This window comes from Algoriphagus vanfongensis DSM 17529 (genome assembly GCF_000429465.1).
In the GTDB taxonomy this organism is placed as follows: domain Bacteria; phylum Bacteroidota; class Bacteroidia; order Cytophagales; family Cyclobacteriaceae; genus Algoriphagus; species Algoriphagus vanfongensis.
The window spans coordinates 723,941-739,830 of sequence record NZ_AUBX01000010.1; the positions used below are offsets into that span (position 1 = coordinate 723,941).

The following is a 15,890-nucleotide window of genomic DNA, read 5'->3' on the forward strand; positions in this document are numbered from 1 at the left end:
TCTCAGACCCTTTTTTTATAATTTTTTCAACTGAATATCTTTAAACTTGACCATCATGGGCGGTCCCACATGGACTTGCATCCCCAGAAGACCCGAAAGCATTCTGTTTTTCTCATCCTCGTCATGTACTTCACTCATCAGCGTCCCATTGACGTAGTGTTGCATGACATTCCCTTTGATGATCAGATGGATGGAGTTCCATTCTCCTTTTTTGATCAGATTGCCCATAGCCTCCCGATCTCCGAGTTCCTCGGTGACATGAAGACCTTTCCAGGCATTTCGCTCCACATAGCCTCTTACATCTGTGCCATCTGGCTGTGCGCTGATCTCAGTTTTCTGACCACGATAGGCTAGCGTTGTCCTTTTTCTCTCCTCGTAGTTTTGGCCAGTATAGCGATTGGCTGCATCGATATCGGCTTGATAGCCTCTCAGAGCATAAGGAACTTCCGTAAAGCGGTCGCTTCTGTATTGAATTCCGGAATTACCCACTTCAGAAATCCAATAGTCCAGTTTCAACTCAAAGTCTCCCACTTCTCCACCTTTCCAGATGATGAAGGTGTTGTTTTTCAGGACGGTTTCGGGAGTGATTTCTCCGACGATCGCCCCATCTTTGACTGACCAATACACCGGATCATACTCCCAGCCTGTCAGGTCTTTTCCATTAAAGATCGGCTCAAATTCAGCTTCTGCTTCCAGACGGTCTTTGCTGTAGCGAGGTCCCTGAAAGTCTGAAGTAGAAGCAGGAGCTTGGAGCAGTCCATTGCCTAAGACTATGGACAGCCCCACTACCTCCACCATCATGTATTTTTTGAGAAATTTCATTTTCATTTTTCTGCGGTTGCGTTGTTCTGAAACACTTTGTGATTTTCATTGCCTCCAGAGATCAAATAAGCCATCAAATCTTTCAATTCCTCCTCATTGAGTCGATTGATCAGACCCGGAAGCATGATGGACACATCAGACTCTTTGGTAAAGGATACGCTGCTTTTAGCCACCGTACGGATATCATCCGGAGAGAATGGATTTTGTGACACATAATAATTGGTGTCATCCTCATCTGTGATTCTTCCGACGATAGAGCCTCCTTCTTTGAGCTCCAAGACCATCGCATGATACTGCTCAGAAATGGTCTGACTAGGATTGATAGTAGCTTCCAAGATGTCTTTTTTGGAAAAGCGAGTACCCAATTGCGTCAAATCCGGACCGATGATTCCACCTTCTCCCTGCATGGTATGGCAAGAGGAGCAAAGCGTGGCAGCATACATGGCTTTGCCTCTGACGAAATCTCTTCCTGCTAGCGTTTCCACCACTGGAACTGCTTCCTCTACAGTCCAACGGCGATAGGGTCCCTCAGGTTGAACACCCGTATTGGCGATATCATTGCCATTGGAAGTCAATAGAGCCGCACCGGACATCTCGTCGTATTTGGCAAAATCTGCCTGAGGCACATGAGAAAGAGCCATTTTTCTAGCCCGATCGATAAAGCCCACGTAGCTTCTTCCTCCCTTGTATTGGAAAGCATTTTTGATCCAGGCAAAGTACTCATCTCTATGCTCTGGAGTCCATCCATGATCAGCCCCTCCCAATACGGTCGCAAAATAAGTCTGCTGAGCCGGTGGCACATTTGCCAGCATATTAGCAATGTCCATTCCGTACTGCGGATTTCTAAATACCAGATCCGAAGATGCCGTAAATGTCTTCTGATAATCCGCATCATCTTTGGCTGTTTTCAAAAGCGCAAGAGTCTTTTCTACCGCATCAGGTGCATCCAGATGAGTCAGCAAAACAGCAAGGGAGCGGTCCAGCATATTGTCATTAGAAGGGAAATTAGGGCTCAAATAGGCAACCAAATCACTTTTGACAGGATTGGCAGCTGCGTCATAGCGATACAGGATCACCTCTACAGTACGCAATAGATCCTGTTTTTCTTTGTCAGAAAGGCCTGAATAGTCTATATCCATCAGCGACTGCAGCATCGGAACCGCATCAGAGTTACTTCCATGACGTGCCAAGGCCAAAATTGCCTGCGTCTTTTTCACAGCATTTGACTCTTCCAACGCCTTGGATTTCCAGCTAGCGACCGGCTGATGTTCCAAAGCAATTCTTGCAGCATATTGCACAAATCTATCCTTGCTATCCAAATGATTCCAAGCCATTTCCAAACCTTCTGCTGGAGCTCCAGCTACATGGAATGTCTCCAATTCTCTTCTGACTTTTGCTTCATTTGGCATATCAGCCAAAGTCAAAGGCTTGTACGTATCCACTTCTCCATCATAGTAAACTCGATAGAGGTCCGACTCCAACCTTCTACCACCTGTGGCAAAATACATCGCTCCATCAGGACCAATCGTGCCATCAGTCAGCGGTAGCGGCGAACCTGAAATAAACTCCTCGGCCTTGGCATCATAGCTACCACCATTTGGTGTCAAATGCATCGCATAGATGATCCCAAAACTCCAATCGAAAGCATACAATGCTTTTTTATACTTATCTGGAAAGTTGGCTTCTGTTCCAAACATCACGTTGGTAGGTGAACCCTGACCAATATTGACAAGTGCTGGAAGATTGTCCGGATAGTTGGGAGACCATTTTGAGTTGCCTGTTCTCCATCCAAATTCCGCTCCACTTGGCACATGAAGAATACGGGTCGGTCTATACCAAGGCATTCCAAAATCCCACTCCATGTCCGAATCATAGGTGAACAAGTCCCCTACTTCATTGAAAGCGATGTCAAATTCATTTCTAAAACCAGCCGCAATCAATTCCCAATTTTTTCCTTCAGGATCGATTTTGGCGATCCATCCTCCTGGTGCCATTCTGTTATTGGCATGGCCACGTGGATCTTTGATCAGAGGAAACAAATTATCCTCATCCCAAACTCTTGGAAGTCTATAGCTGTCCATCTCTGGCACATCCACATGGTTTCCTGCTGAGAGAACGATTGATTTGCCATCCGGAGAAAGCTTCATCGAGTGAGGCCCATGCTCTCCGGGATCTCCTTCCAAAAGTCTTACTGTACTTACTGTCTCAAACTGATCATCTCCATCCAAATCCTGAATTCGATAGAGTCCGGTGCTTTTCTCAAAAATCTGATTGGAATGGTGATTGACCATCACATACAGGGAATTGAAAGCATACAGAAGCCCTTGAGCGTACCCCATCCCTACTTGAGGCTCATCGACTCCACCGATGATGAGCTTTTCCACTTTGGGTTTTACAGTAGAGTCCGAACCGATCGGAGGCAACTCCAATCTATAGAGAAATCCGTATTGATCCGCTGTGATCATCCGACCTTTGTCATCAAAAGTCATCGCCACCCAGGAACCTTGTTCATTTTCCCCAGGACTGTATAGCAGCTCTGCCACAAATCCATCGGGAAGTTTCAACTTATCTATTTTAGGAATTCCAGTCAGCTTCCGGGTGGTCTCAGGTTCCTTTTGCTCACAGGAGCTGGCCAAAACCAAGACCCCTACTAAAAAAGCCAGGGATTTTGTCAGTTTATTTAAAATCATAGGAAGAAGGATTTATTGTTTTCAGGGTTATAAAACGACATAATCAAGTTGCAAATAAAATCAGGCTTTCTCATGCCATTCACAAAGGCTATTTACTACTTATCATTTTGTTGACTATCCTGCCATATCTGCCAAAAAATAACCCGATTCCGCAGGAACTCGCCAAAATTCCTTTGGAATACGGGCTATTTACAAACAATAAACCAGCTTAGAAATAAGGACTCAAATCTGATTCTGCTGCAGGCAGAGGATAGAATTTGCTCAAATTGGTGAAGACTTGAGGGCGTGGCACAGCACCTTCGATCGGCGGATAGTAGTAGTCCAAAGGATTGGCTACAATTCGCTGTCCGTAAGGCACAATGATCTCCTCGATCTTATCTTTTCTCTGGATATCAAACCATCTTTTGTTTTCAAAAGCAAGCTCAACTCTCCGCTCTCTGAAGATCGCTTCAGCCAACTCCGCACCACCACTGCTGACAGGCCCTAGACCTGCACGATCCCGCACCTGATTGAGGTAGTTTCTGGCTTCGCCATCTTTTCCTTGCTCATTGAGGATCTCTGCCATAAACAGCAATACTTCTGAATAGCGATAGATCGGGAAGTTAGTCCCGGTATTGTTGTGCTGCGAGTGATGCTTCGCATATTTTTTAATATAAGGATAAGTCTTCTCATCCCTGAAACTACTGGACAAAAAGACGTAGCCAATAGAAGCATCTTCCCGCTCATCTCCATCTTCATAGGCAGCGATGATGTCTGGAGTAGGAATGTTATTCCCTTCACCATCCACCGGCTGGGGATTGATAGTCCCAGTCAAGGGAGCCAACTCATCAGCCAATAGAGGCCGAGGCAGCATCTGATAAAAGAAGTTTCCGTTCAGTCCTGCTGACCCTTCCAAAAACTGCACTTCAAACACTGACTCCGCGTTGTTTTTATTGGAGGCATTATCAGAAAAAGCCATTTCATAAGAAGCCATCAGCATGTACTCTCCGCTGGTCACTACCGGGGTCAAAATAGTCTCGGCATCGGACCATCTTTCTCTATTGACATAGACATTGGCCAATAAAGTCCTCGCAGCACCTGAAGTCACACGACCTGGCTGTTGCTGGGATTTTGGAGGCAAAAGCGGTACTGCTGTCACGAGATCGCTGATGATCTGCGCATACACTTCATCTTCTGAAGAGAGTGGCAATGCCGCTTCCTCTCTGGTAGCCACCGGAGTGAGATGCAAAGGCACACTACCAAAATATCTGGCCAACTCAAAATAAGCATAGGCTCTCAGGTAAAGTGCCTGTCCTTTTACATTGTCTTTGACAGCCTGATCAATATCAGCCTCATCGATCAAAGCCAAAATCTGGTTGGTTCTGGAGATGATGAGATAGTCCAGTCTGTACTGCTGCAGGATATTATCATTGGCTGTCACCCCATTGGATTCGACGACAGAGAAGTCCGCCAAATCCTCCTGAGGATCCACTGCTCCAAAGAGTACATTTCTACCATAATAGGTATTGTCGGAGTGCATCTCCGCCAGACGATAAGCCCTGTCGTTCACAATGGACCGAAGGGGAGCATAAGCAGCATTGACAGCTTGCTCAAAATCCGCCTCTGTTTTGAAAAATGTGGCCGAACTCAGCTGAGTCTCTGGCACCACTGTCAAGAAATCATCGCAACTGCTACACATAATCCCGACAGCAGCGATGGCTAGCATATATTTTTTCATTGTTATTTTCATTTTGGGTTAGAGATTGAGATCAGTTTCATGTTTAGAAATTGATATTTGCTCCGATGGTGATAGTACGTGGTACTGGATACGCAGCCAAGTCCACACCAGGGCTCAAGTTGCCACCATCTCCATTGCCATTATCCTGCATACTGACTTCAGGATTGGACCCTCCCCAATACTTTGTGAAAATCCACATGTTTTGACCAGAAAGGTAAACCCTGGCTGATTTTAGAGATTTTGAAATATTCGAGAAAGTATAGCCCAACGTGATATTTCGGATGGTCAAGAAAGAAGCATCCCAGACGAAGTTGCTGTTGTTCCAGTCACGCTCCACCCCAGTCACATTACCACCTCCAGTAGAGGTACCAAAGATTCCATCACCTGGATCTTCCGGAGATTTGAATCTTCTGGACACTTTCTCCACCATATTGAACACCCCGTCCAAATTGGCAGTAGAATACAAGTGTCTCATGTAAAGCTGATTCCCCTGAGAGCCATTGATCGTAATACTGGCATCAAAACCTCTGTAAGAAAAATTGTTGATCAAGCCATAAGTAAAGTCCGGGAAAGGATTCCCGATGATCGTCCGGTCATCATTGTCACCACCATATGTGATCACACCGTCTCCATTCACATCTTCCAATTTGATACTACCAACTGTAGATCTGCCTGGTATGATTGGGGAGCTTGCCAGATCCTCGGCATTCATGTAGTTCCCGAGTTTTTTCAATCCATAAAACTGACCAAAAGGCTGTCCTACCTGCGTAATATGATAGGTACCATACACCCGGTCTATCCCATCTGCCAACTCCAATACTTTGTTTCTATTGATAGAAAGGTTGGCATTGGTAGTCCATCGGAATGCCCCAGTCGTATTGACCGTATTGATCGAAAACTCATGTCCCCAAAAATGAATCTCTCCGATATTGTCATTATAATTGGTAAAACCAGACTCTTGAGGGATCTGCACCGCATAGAGCAAATTGGTGGTGTTTTTGGTGTAATAGTCATAAGTAAATAAGACTCTGTCATCCCAAAAACCCAATTCAAATCCGACATCCAATTGAGAGGTTGTTTCCCAACCCAAGTTTGAGTTGTTCAATGAAGTCACCCCGGCACCTGGCACTACCTGATCGCCAAAAACTGCGTTGATCGTATTATTTACCAATGCATACTGGGTATAGTTACCGATATTATTGTTACCAGTCACCCCGTAGCTCGCTCTCAATTTGGCAAAGGACACAGTGGAACTGGTATTCAAAAATCCTTCATCAGACATCACCCAGCCGACAGAAGTCGAAGGGAACACACCCCAACGATTGTCCTCGCCAAATCGGGAAGATCCATCACCTCTGACAGAAGCCGTGAAGAGGTATTTACCTTGATAATTATAGGTCAGTCTAGAGAACAAGGAAGTCAAAGACCATTCTCCTACGCCGGAGTTGGTACCGCCACGGTTGATATTGATGGCACCCTGAATCGTAGGAATCCGGTCATCTGCATAGGTATCAGCTTGTACTCTTGTACTTTCTGCTCTGAATCTCTGATTGGAAAAACCAAGCAAGAACTGAAAATTATGGTCATTGATAGCCTTGGTGTAGGTTGCGATATTTTCATTCAACCAAGAAAGACTATTGTAATGATCTCGGATGGACACCGCTACAGTTGGGATAGCTACGTTGATATTGGCGGTAGCTGTAGATGGGTTAAACCAGAAGTACTTCGACTGGTTGATCTCTGCATTGAAGGTTGACTTCAGTGATAGTCCCTGAATCGGCTTCCACTCCACATAGGTATTCGCAAGGATATTGACTTCGCGGGTTTCATTGGTGATTTCCTCAGCTGATCTTACCCAGTTGGGGTAAGCGTAGATATTCCCTGTGCTGGCCGGTAATTGATTGAAACTGGTCAGTTCTCCATTTTCGTCATAGATCGGCATGATTGGCCAAGTGTGAAGGGCATTGAACAAAATCCCAGTTCCACGTGTACCGTCTGTCCGAGGAGTATTGTCCACCACATAGTTTGGTGCCAGGTTCACGCCAATATTTACTTTATCAGAAAGCTGATAATCGGTATTCATCCGAAGGGAAAACCTCTTGTAATCAGACCCTACTACGACGCCATCTTGATCAAAAATACCTGCTATCACCGCGGTATTGACTTTTTCCTTGTTGGAAGTCACAGTCAAATTATAGGAGGAAATTGGAGCATTTCGTAGCATGGCATCATACCAGTCATTGGTATTGTTGCGATATTCTGAAGGGTTTTGAAAAATATCCGGCACTGCCTGCCCGGCTGCTTCGTAGTATTCCTTTTTAAATGTAGCAAACTCTTCTGCATTCATCATTTCCAGTCTGCCATTCTCAGGAACACTTTGGAAACCTGTATACACGTTTAGACTGACATTGGTCTGACCTGCTTTTCCTTTTTTGGTAGTGATCAAAACCACACCGTTGGCAGCTCTAGATCCATATAGAGAGGTAGACGCCGCATCTTTTAGGACCGTGATATCCTGAATCTCGTCCGGATTGATCTGATTGATGTCTCCTGTGATCGGAAAACCATCCACAACATAAAGTGGCTGACTACCACCAGAAACAGAAAGTTGTCCACGAATCCGTACGTTCATTCCCTGACCGGGCTTACCCGTGGTCTGATTGATCTGGACACCGGCCATACGACCTTGAAGTTTCTGAGCCACGGAAGACACGGGCATGTCCTTCAGCTCCCCTTCACTGACGGTCTGGACAGCTCCGGTAACTTCCCTTTTGACTTGGCTACCATAGCCGACGACGACCACTTCACTCAGGTCTGAGGTAGAGTACTCCAAAGAAATAGAAAGTGGAGATTGGTTGGCTGTCACGGCGACTTCTTGCGTCACAAAACCGACAAAACTGACGACTAAGATACTGCCTGGAGCAGCCTGCAAGCTGAAGGCCCCATCGATATCAGTTACAGTTCCATTTTGGGTTCCTTTAATAGAAACCAGGGCACCCGGAACGGGCTCATTGTCCGGTGCCGATACGACTACGCCGGAGACAGTTTGGGCTTGCCCAAAACTTGTAAAACTCAAGCATAACAGAAGAGACAAGATCCCTAAAAATCGGATCTTCCCTCTCAATAGATAGAGGTTATTCATATTGGCGGGTTTAGTGTTAGGTATAAAATTTCAATTCAATCTCGCATTTTCACCCGCCAAGCCCATCCTGTCTTATCCTGCATAAATATTTGATTATCAATACTTAAAACACAGGATAGAACAGGACACTACCACAAATCCTCGATTTCTACTGCTTCATCTATCATTTTCTACCACTTATTTTATTTTCAAAACTTTCCATGAGAGAGCAGGATAGATTCGTGTGTTTAATTAGGTAATTCCCAGTTATTATTTGTAATTATTCTAAGATCAGCCCTTTCTTAAAAATATCTTGAGATTCTAGGGCAAACTACCTAATATTAAGATTCAATCACTTTTAATCCATGAACTACCCCCACAAGCCATTCTTGGCTGCCCTGATTTTAATTGTCTTTGCATTCGCCTCCTCCTGTGCCGAAAAAAAGACTCTTCAGCTTACCAAAAATCAACACATTACCCTCGTCGGTAATAATCTGGCTTCCCGCATGATGGAGTTTGGCTGGTTTGAAACCGAACTGCATGCCCGCTACCCTGACAGTACACTGGTCATTCGAAATATGGCCGATCCCGGCGATACCCCAGGTTTCCGCCCAAGATCCGGGATCAATGATCCTTGGGCCTTTCCCGGCGCAGAAGATTTCCAAGAGGAATTCGCAACTCCTTCTGGCAGTATTGGCTTTTTAGAAAAACCTGATCAATGGCTCACTCGAACTCAGGCAGATGTCGTGGTAGGATTTTTTGGTTTCAATGAATCATTTCAAGGGGAAGAAAAACTACAAAATTATAAGGATGAATTAGAAGCTTGGATTCTCCATACCCAAAGCCAGCAATACAATGGTAAAGCAGCTCCTCAGATCGCATTGGTCTCTCCGATAGCTTATGAAGATCTCTCAGAAAGCCTAGATGTGCCAAATGGCACCAAAGAAAATCCCATGCTGAAACTCTACACAGAAGGTATGAGGGAAATCGCACAAAAATATGACTTGGTTTTCGTCAATGCATTCGATGCCAGCCTAGACTGGTATAGAACTGCAGCTCAACCTTTGACGATAGACGGAACTCAACTGACTGAACAAGGCTATCAGATTTTTGGTGAATTTTTAGCCGATGAGCTTTATGGCGATACCAAAAGGAAAGAGGATGTAAATCTAGACCTTATCCATCAGGCTGTGCAGGAAAAGAACTGGATGTGGCACAATGATTACAAAATTCCAAACGGAGTTCACGTTTTTGGAAGAAGATACGACCCCTTTGGCCCTGACAACTATCCTTACGAATTGGAAAAAATCCGTCAAATGACTGCTATCCGGGACTCTGCTATCTGGCAAGCTAATCTGGGCAAAACATTTGATCTGACCACTGCAGATGCCAGAACCCGCAGTCTGCCTGAGGTAGAAACAAACTACAACCCTGAAGCAAATGGCAGCATGGAATACCTGTATGGTGAGGATGCTCTGAAGACAATCAAGGTACCAGAAGGCTACAAAATCGAATTATTTGCCTCGGAGCAAGAATTCCCTGATTTGGCAAACCCTGTTCAGCTTTCCTTTGACAATAAAGGAAGACTCTGGGTAGCGACCATGCCGAGCTACCCGCACTACAAACCAGGAGATGCCCGACCTCAGGACAAATTGATTATTCTAGAAGATACGGACGGTGATGGAAAGGCTGACAAGCAAACCACCTTTGCTGACAATCTTCACATTCCGGTAGGATTTGAAATTGCCGCTAACGGAGTATATGTTTCCCAAAGCCCCAATCTGATCTTTTTGGAAGACACCGACGGTGACGACAAAGCTGATAAGAAGACCATCCTTTTATCAGGTTTTGATGATCACGACACCCACCATGCAATCTCTGCTTTCACCACTGATGAAAGTGGAGCCATATTTATGGGCGAAGGAGTATTTCTACATACCAATGTAGAGACTTCCTACGGTCCAGTGAGAGCATCAAATGGAGGTTTTTATCGCTACGAACCCAAAAGGCACAAACTAGAACGTGTCAATCAAGTATCAATCCCGAACCCTTGGGGCATTGCCTTCAATGAGTGGGGACAAAATTTCTACGCAGAGACTTCAGGCCCCAATGTCAACTGGATGCTTCCCGGGTCTACTCTTCCTCGCTATGGCAACGGGAATTACAAAGGGCCAAACCTAGTGGAAAAAGCCCATTTGGTACGACCAACTTCTGGATTGGAATTCATCTCCAGCCGACATTTTCCCGATGAAGTCCAAGGTGACTTGATCATCAATAACACTATTGGCTTTTTGGGAACAAAACAACACCAAATGATCGAGGACACGGTCGGTTTTAAGTCGCAGTGGAGACAAGATCTCATCACCTCTACAGATAGAAATTTCCGTCCTGTAGATATGGAGATCGCTCCAGATGGATCACTGTACGTGGTAGATTGGCACAATATTCTGATTGGTCATATGCAGCACAATGCGCGTGATCCGCTCAGAGATCACGTACATGGCCGAATCTATCGAGTGACCTATCCTGCTAGACCTCTGATCACTCCAGCCAACATAGATGGAGCCAGCATCCCAGAATTATTGGAAAATCTAAAGCTTCCAGAATACCGAACCCGCTATCGTACAAAGCGTGAATTGAGAGGAAGAGATACACAGGAAGTATATGAAGCGGTGACTAAATGGGTTTCTGAATTGGACCAAAATGATCCGAACTATGAACATCACCGTCTTGAAGCGCTTTGGGTCACTTGGGGAGCCAATAAAGTCAATCAGGATTTGCTTAGACAACTGCTAAAATCAGAAGATTACCGAGTCAGAGCTGCCGCCACACGAGTAGTACGCTATACCGGCCATCAGGTGCAGGATCAAGCAGAACTACTCATGCAGTCTGTACAAGACCCGAATGGTAGAGTGAGAATCGAGGCTATTGCCGCAGCTTCTTGGCTACCAAGAGAGGTAGGAACTCCGATTTTGGCTGCTGCCGAAAAGCAAGAAAATGATCACACATGGATACCTCGGACACTTGAAACAGCCGTTGCTCACCTCAATGGCCTTTCTGTTTCTCAGAAAAAAGAAGAAGACATCAAATCTTCACTTACAGGGTCGGATAGAGAATTGTTCGTTTTGGGCAAGGAAATCTATGCCCGAGAAGGATTCTGTGCTACCTGTCATCAGGAAGACGGAGGCGGATTGACATCCTCTGGCTTTCCTCCGCTCAAAAACACCCCTTGGGTCATCGGGGACGAGGAAAGGTTAATCAAGATCGTATTAAAAGGTCTGCTCGGGCCGATTACTGTCGCAGGTAAAGACTATCCAGGCCAGGTGCCAATGACCCCTTTTGAGGGGATGCTGGATGATTCAGAGGTGGCAGCTGTCTTGACTTTTGTAAGAAATTCATTTGGCAATCAAGCCTCTCCTATTTCCCCAGATTTGGTCAAAAAAGTGAGAGAAGAAATCAAGGATAAAGAAGGCTTCTACAATCCTAGTGAACTGCTGAAAGCACATCCGATGGAGGGGAATTGATTGAGGGATTTGGTAGATGGTATGTGGTATTTTGTACAAAGTACCATGTCCCAAGTACAAAGTAGGGGTTCAGAGAGGGATGAAATGTAAAAAACTGCTCTGCTGCTTGAATTGGTATTTAGTATGTAGTATTTAGTATTAAGTGTTTAGTATCATGTATAAAGTACCAAATCACTGGTTTGGGCTAAACGATAAAAAACTTCTCTGCCCCTCGTAAATCGTATTTCGTACTTCGTAAATCTCTCCGCTGTCTGCTAGTCGTACTTCCAAAATCAAACCCATGAAATATCCTATTACTTTATTACTCCTATCCTTGTCGTTTGGAGCATTTTCACAAAGTAAGAACCTGAACTTCTCCCGACAAAACATTGCCAGTGAGAGCTATGAGTCTGTGGGTATTTTTGATGTGGACGGAGATGGAAATTTGGACTTGGTTTCAGGTAGTTTTTGGTACAAAGGGCCAGCATTTATAGAGAGGCAGCTGATCGGTCAGGTCAAGCGGTATGGAGAGTATTACGAGGATTTTTCTACCATCTCCATGGATGTCAATGAAGACGGAAAGATGGATTTTGTCACCGGAGGATGGTTTGAAGGCAGACTCATCTGGAAGGAAAACCCAGGTGACGGATCCGAATGGAAAGAGCATCTGATTGCCGAAACAGGAAATATAGAGACCACCCGCGCCTGGGACATCGATGGAGACGGAACTTTGGAAATTGTTCCCAACACTCCTAGAAAACCACTGGCTTATTACAAGAAGATTGGTCCAGATCAGTTTGAAAAATACCCGGTACACGACACGCAAGGACATGGCTTGGGCTTTGGTGATGTGAATGGGGACGGACGTGGAGATTTGATCATTTCTGAAGGTTGGCTGGAAGCTCCCAGTAATTTAAAAACCGGAAAATGGACGCTCCATGAGGATTTTGAATTGGGTGATGCCAGCATCCCGATCATCGTCACCGATCTCAATCAGGACGGACTGAATGACCTGATCGTCGGACAGGGACATGGCTATGGACTTTTTTGGCTGGAGCAAAAAATCGCGGAAGGCAAGCGTCACTTTGTCAAACATGAAATTGACCCTTTTCAATCCCAATATCACACCATAGAATGGGTGGACCTGGATGGAGATGGACAGTCAGAATTGGTCACAGGAAAGCGCTACCGGGCACATAATGGCAAAGATCCGGGAGGATTGGACGAAGTAGGGCTGTATTATTTCAAGTGGAACGGCGAGTCTTTTACCAAAAACATTATTTCCTTTGGCCCCGCACTGGAAGGCAAAGGTTCGGGTCTGTATTTTTCCGTCGCTGATCTGGATCAAAATGGGAAGCTGGACATAGCCGTAGCAGGCAAGGACGGACTAGTCGTTTTTTGGCAGAGGTAGGCTTACACTTTTCCGATTAGAGTATTTAACCCCCTCCCATTTTACTATTGCAGTCATAGAAGAATTAAAACATCTAGTTTCACTTTAGTGAAACATACCTATATTTGCAATGTGGATAAACCGCAGAAATATAGGCAAATAACATTTTTTGGAGATTACTTCCAGAATTTCTTTTCCAAACAAAACCAAAAGGTCAAAGCAAAAATAATTTGGACTTTTGAATTAATAGAAGAGTTGGAAAGAGTACCTGAAACATATCTCAAACATCTGGAAAACACGAATGGACTTTATGAAATCAGAGTTCAATTTGGGAGTAATATTTTTAGAGTTTTTTGTTTTTTTGATCAAGGAAAACTAATTGTTGTTGCCAATGGGTTTCAAAAGAAGACTCAAAAGACACCTAAAAAGGAAATAGAATTAGCATTGAAAATAAAATCAGAGTATGAAAGCCGAAAATAAAAATTTGATATCCCTGGAAGAGTTTAAGGAAAAGAATTACGGGAAAGCAGGCACTGCTAATAGAGATGAGTTGGAGGCTGGCTATGAAGCCTTCAAGATTGGTGCTTTAATTCATGACACGCGACTAGAGCTGGGGATGACCCAAGAAGAGCTTGCTGAGAAAGTAGGCACCTCTAAATCTTATATTTCAAAAATTGAAAACAACCTCAAAGAAGCTAGAATATCGACTCTACAAAAAATCATTGAACTTGGTTTTGGCGGCAAACTTGAGCTGAATATTAAAATCGGCAATTAGGAAGTAATGCAACAATTTCTCCCACACTGAAAGACTCACACCATGAAAAACCTGCTTTGCCTGACCCTGCTGCTTTTCTCTCATTTTGCTTTGGCACAGTCTCCAGAAAGTAGCACCATGATTCGCATCGCCGAACTCGAAATCTCCCCCGAGCATTTGGATGAGTATCTTTCCATTCTCAAAAAAGAAGCAGAGGCTTCTGTCAGACTTGAGCCGGGAGTGATCTGTATTTATCCCATGTATGAGCAGGAAAAACCCACCCAAATCCGTCTGCTGGAAATCTACTCCAGTCGGGAAGCCTATGAAAGCCACTTGAAAACTCCCCATTTTTTGGAATACAAAAACTCCACGCTTCACATGGTTCAGTCCCTTCGTCTTATCGACATGAGTGCCATCGATCCAGCTAGCATGTCGGCTATCTTCAGGAAAATAAATCCTTGAAATCGGGTAGAGCAGGATAGTTTTTAGCATCATCTGCATTTATTCGAAGCAAAACCTCCTTTCAAATGGCCATGCGTATTTTTGCTCTTATTCTTTTTTGCTCTTGTTCTACACTTCTTTTGGCACAAGAGCAAATTAAACCCCGAGTCCTGATCTCTACTGACATAGGCGGAACAGATCCGGACGACAATCAAAGCATGGCGCATCTGCTGATGTATTCTGATCTGTTCGACTTGGAGGGACTGGTTTCATCTCCATCCTACGGCAGCGGGAATAAAGAGGAAATCCTACGTATGATAGCTCTCTACGAAAAGGATCTTCCTAAACTCAAACAACACAAAAGCGGATTTGCAGAGCCTGATTTTCTCAGATCCATTACCAAACAGGGGAGAAGAGGAGCTGCTCCTTTTACCGGATATATCAGCGCCACCGAAGGTTCTGATTGGATCATACAAGCTGCGAAAAAGAAAGATCCCCGACCGCTTTGGGTATTGGTCTGGGGTGGGCTGGAAGATGTAGCACAGGCACTGCATGACTCACCCTATATCCAAGACAACATCCGAGTGTACTGGATAGGTGGTCCCAACAAAAAATGGTCGGCCAATAGCTATGCCTATATCGCTGCCAATTTCCCGGATCTCTACATGATCGAAGTCAACTCCAGCTACTATGGCTTTTTCTCCAACAATCAGGAACCTGATGTCATCAAAACCACGGATTATTACCAACAGCACATCCAAGGTGCAGGCCATTTGGGTGAAGATTTCAAAGCTTATTATGATGGAGAAATCAAAATGGGAGACACTCCTTCCCTACTCTATCTGATGCATGGTGATGCGGATGATCCCACAGGCGAGAGTTGGGGAGGAAGCTTCGAACCTATCCAGCGAAGTGCACGTGCCATCTATGAAAGGAATACGAATTTGCAGGATTCGGTCGCTTTTTGCACCGTGGTCGAGTATAGACTTCAAGGCCCCAAAATCGACGTACCTGCGGATTCTGCTGTATTTTGGATGGAAGTTCCCTATAAAAAAGACACGCAAGTCTGGCCGGGTTATTACTTGGGAGACGGGACTTACAGCCTCCGCTATGCTCCCAAACAAGCCGAAATCTTGAAGTTTCGATTTACTTCAGATGTTCCGGGATTTCCAGAGGGCGATGGACAGCTAGTGGTCAACAATCTTTGGCCAGGTAAAGCAGGAAGGGATGATTATCCCTTAGGAGAAAACTGGTATTCGGACTCTAGCAAAACCGAGGATTTTGACGGTAAACTTCAGGGAGGAAAAACCATTTTTCGATGGAGAAATGACATCTTGGAAGATTGGGCTCGGCGATGGAGCTGGCTTAAATAGTTGGTGGTTTTGGTATGCGGTAATGAGTACAAAGTACCATGTACCAAATACAAAGAAGGTGTTAGAATGGATGGAAAGG

General features: G+C 44.8%; 10 protein-coding genes. 6 read left to right on the top strand and 4 right to left on the bottom strand.

The window, feature by feature from the left end:
* Nucleotides 1-15: 15 nt before the first annotated feature.
* The 4 genes from G460_RS0108370 to G460_RS0108385 form a co-directional block, all read right to left on the bottom strand.
* Entirely contained in the window at nt 16-828 is an 813-nt protein-coding gene (locus G460_RS0108370) for a 3-keto-disaccharide hydrolase (RefSeq protein WP_035464128.1), read from the bottom strand.
* Nucleotides 825-3,512 (bottom strand): c-type cytochrome, encoded by a 2,688-nt coding sequence (locus G460_RS0108375; protein WP_026954928.1) that lies wholly within the window; start codon nt 3,510-3,512, stop codon nt 825-827. The genes G460_RS0108370 and G460_RS0108375 overlap by 4 nt, the downstream gene beginning before the upstream one ends.
* Nucleotides 3,513-3,720: 208 nt before the next feature.
* Nucleotides 3,721-5,229 carry a RagB/SusD family nutrient uptake outer membrane protein gene (locus tag G460_RS0108380; RefSeq protein WP_026954929.1) on the bottom strand — a complete coding sequence of 503 codons (1,509 nt, stop codon included), beginning with the start codon at nt 5,227-5,229 and terminating at the stop codon, nt 3,721-3,723.
* Between the two features lie 43 nt (nt 5,230-5,272).
* On the bottom strand, nt 5,273-8,371 hold the full coding sequence (locus G460_RS0108385; RefSeq protein ID WP_051315978.1) for a SusC/RagA family TonB-linked outer membrane protein: 3,099 nt from the start codon (nt 8,369-8,371) through the stop codon (nt 5,273-5,275).
* 344 nt (nt 8,372-8,715) lie between these two features.
* Between G460_RS0108385 and G460_RS0108390 the strand changes: the two genes are divergently transcribed.
* The 6 genes from G460_RS0108390 to G460_RS0108415 all read left to right on the top strand — a co-directional run bounded on the left by G460_RS0108390 (nt 8,716) and on the right by G460_RS0108415 (nt 15,811).
* Complete coding sequence (locus G460_RS0108390; RefSeq protein WP_026954931.1) at nt 8,716-11,874, top strand: PVC-type heme-binding CxxCH protein; 3,159 nt, start codon at nt 8,716-8,718, stop codon at nt 11,872-11,874.
* 280 nt (nt 11,875-12,154) lie between these two features.
* Nucleotides 12,155-13,264: an FG-GAP repeat domain-containing protein gene (locus G460_RS0108395; RefSeq protein WP_035464130.1), complete on the top strand. Its 1,110-nt coding sequence runs from the start codon at nt 12,155-12,157 to the stop codon at nt 13,262-13,264.
* An 87-nt stretch (nt 13,265-13,351) separates the two neighbouring features.
* Nucleotides 13,352-13,723, top strand: coding sequence for a type II toxin-antitoxin system RelE/ParE family toxin (locus tag G460_RS0108400; protein ID WP_245578712.1), 372 nt, complete (start codon nt 13,352-13,354; stop codon nt 13,721-13,723).
* Entirely contained in the window at nt 13,707-14,018 is a 312-nt protein-coding gene (locus tag G460_RS0108405; protein ID WP_026954934.1) for a helix-turn-helix domain-containing protein, read from the top strand. The genes G460_RS0108400 and G460_RS0108405 overlap by 17 nt, the downstream gene beginning before the upstream one ends.
* A 42-nt stretch (nt 14,019-14,060) precedes the next feature.
* Nucleotides 14,061-14,459 carry a putative quinol monooxygenase gene (locus G460_RS0108410; RefSeq protein ID WP_026954935.1) on the top strand — a complete coding sequence of 133 codons (399 nt, stop codon included), beginning with the start codon at nt 14,061-14,063 and terminating at the stop codon, nt 14,457-14,459.
* A gap of 65 nt (nt 14,460-14,524) precedes the next feature.
* Nucleotides 14,525-15,811: a nucleoside hydrolase-like domain-containing protein gene (locus G460_RS0108415; RefSeq protein ID WP_026954936.1), complete on the top strand. Its 1,287-nt coding sequence runs from the start codon at nt 14,525-14,527 to the stop codon at nt 15,809-15,811.
* The last annotated feature ends 79 nt before the right edge of the window (nt 15,812-15,890 follow it).

Excerpts from the sequence above, each read along its gene's own strand:
- G460_RS0108370 (WP_035464128.1), bottom strand. The coding sequence starts at position 828 with ATGAAAATGAAATTTCTCAAAAAATACATGATGGTGGAGGTAGTGGGG.
- G460_RS0108375 (WP_026954928.1), bottom strand. The coding sequence starts at position 3,512 with ATGATTTTAAATAAACTGACAAAATCCCTGGCTTTTTTAGTAGGGGTC.
- G460_RS0108380 (WP_026954929.1), bottom strand. The coding sequence starts at position 5,229 with ATGAAAAAATATATGCTAGCCATCGCTGCTGTCGGGATTATGTGTAGC.
- G460_RS0108385 (WP_051315978.1), bottom strand. The coding sequence starts at position 8,371 with ATGAATAACCTCTATCTATTGAGAGGGAAGATCCGATTTTTAGGGATC.
- G460_RS0108390 (WP_026954931.1), top strand. The coding sequence starts at position 8,716 with ATGAACTACCCCCACAAGCCATTCTTGGCTGCCCTGATTTTAATTGTC.
- G460_RS0108395 (WP_035464130.1), top strand. The coding sequence starts at position 12,155 with ATGAAATATCCTATTACTTTATTACTCCTATCCTTGTCGTTTGGAGCA.
- G460_RS0108405 (WP_026954934.1), top strand. The coding sequence starts at position 13,707 with ATGAAAGCCGAAAATAAAAATTTGATATCCCTGGAAGAGTTTAAGGAA.
- G460_RS0108410 (WP_026954935.1), top strand. The coding sequence starts at position 14,061 with ATGAAAAACCTGCTTTGCCTGACCCTGCTGCTTTTCTCTCATTTTGCT.
- G460_RS0108415 (WP_026954936.1), top strand. The coding sequence starts at position 14,525 with ATGGCCATGCGTATTTTTGCTCTTATTCTTTTTTGCTCTTGTTCTACA.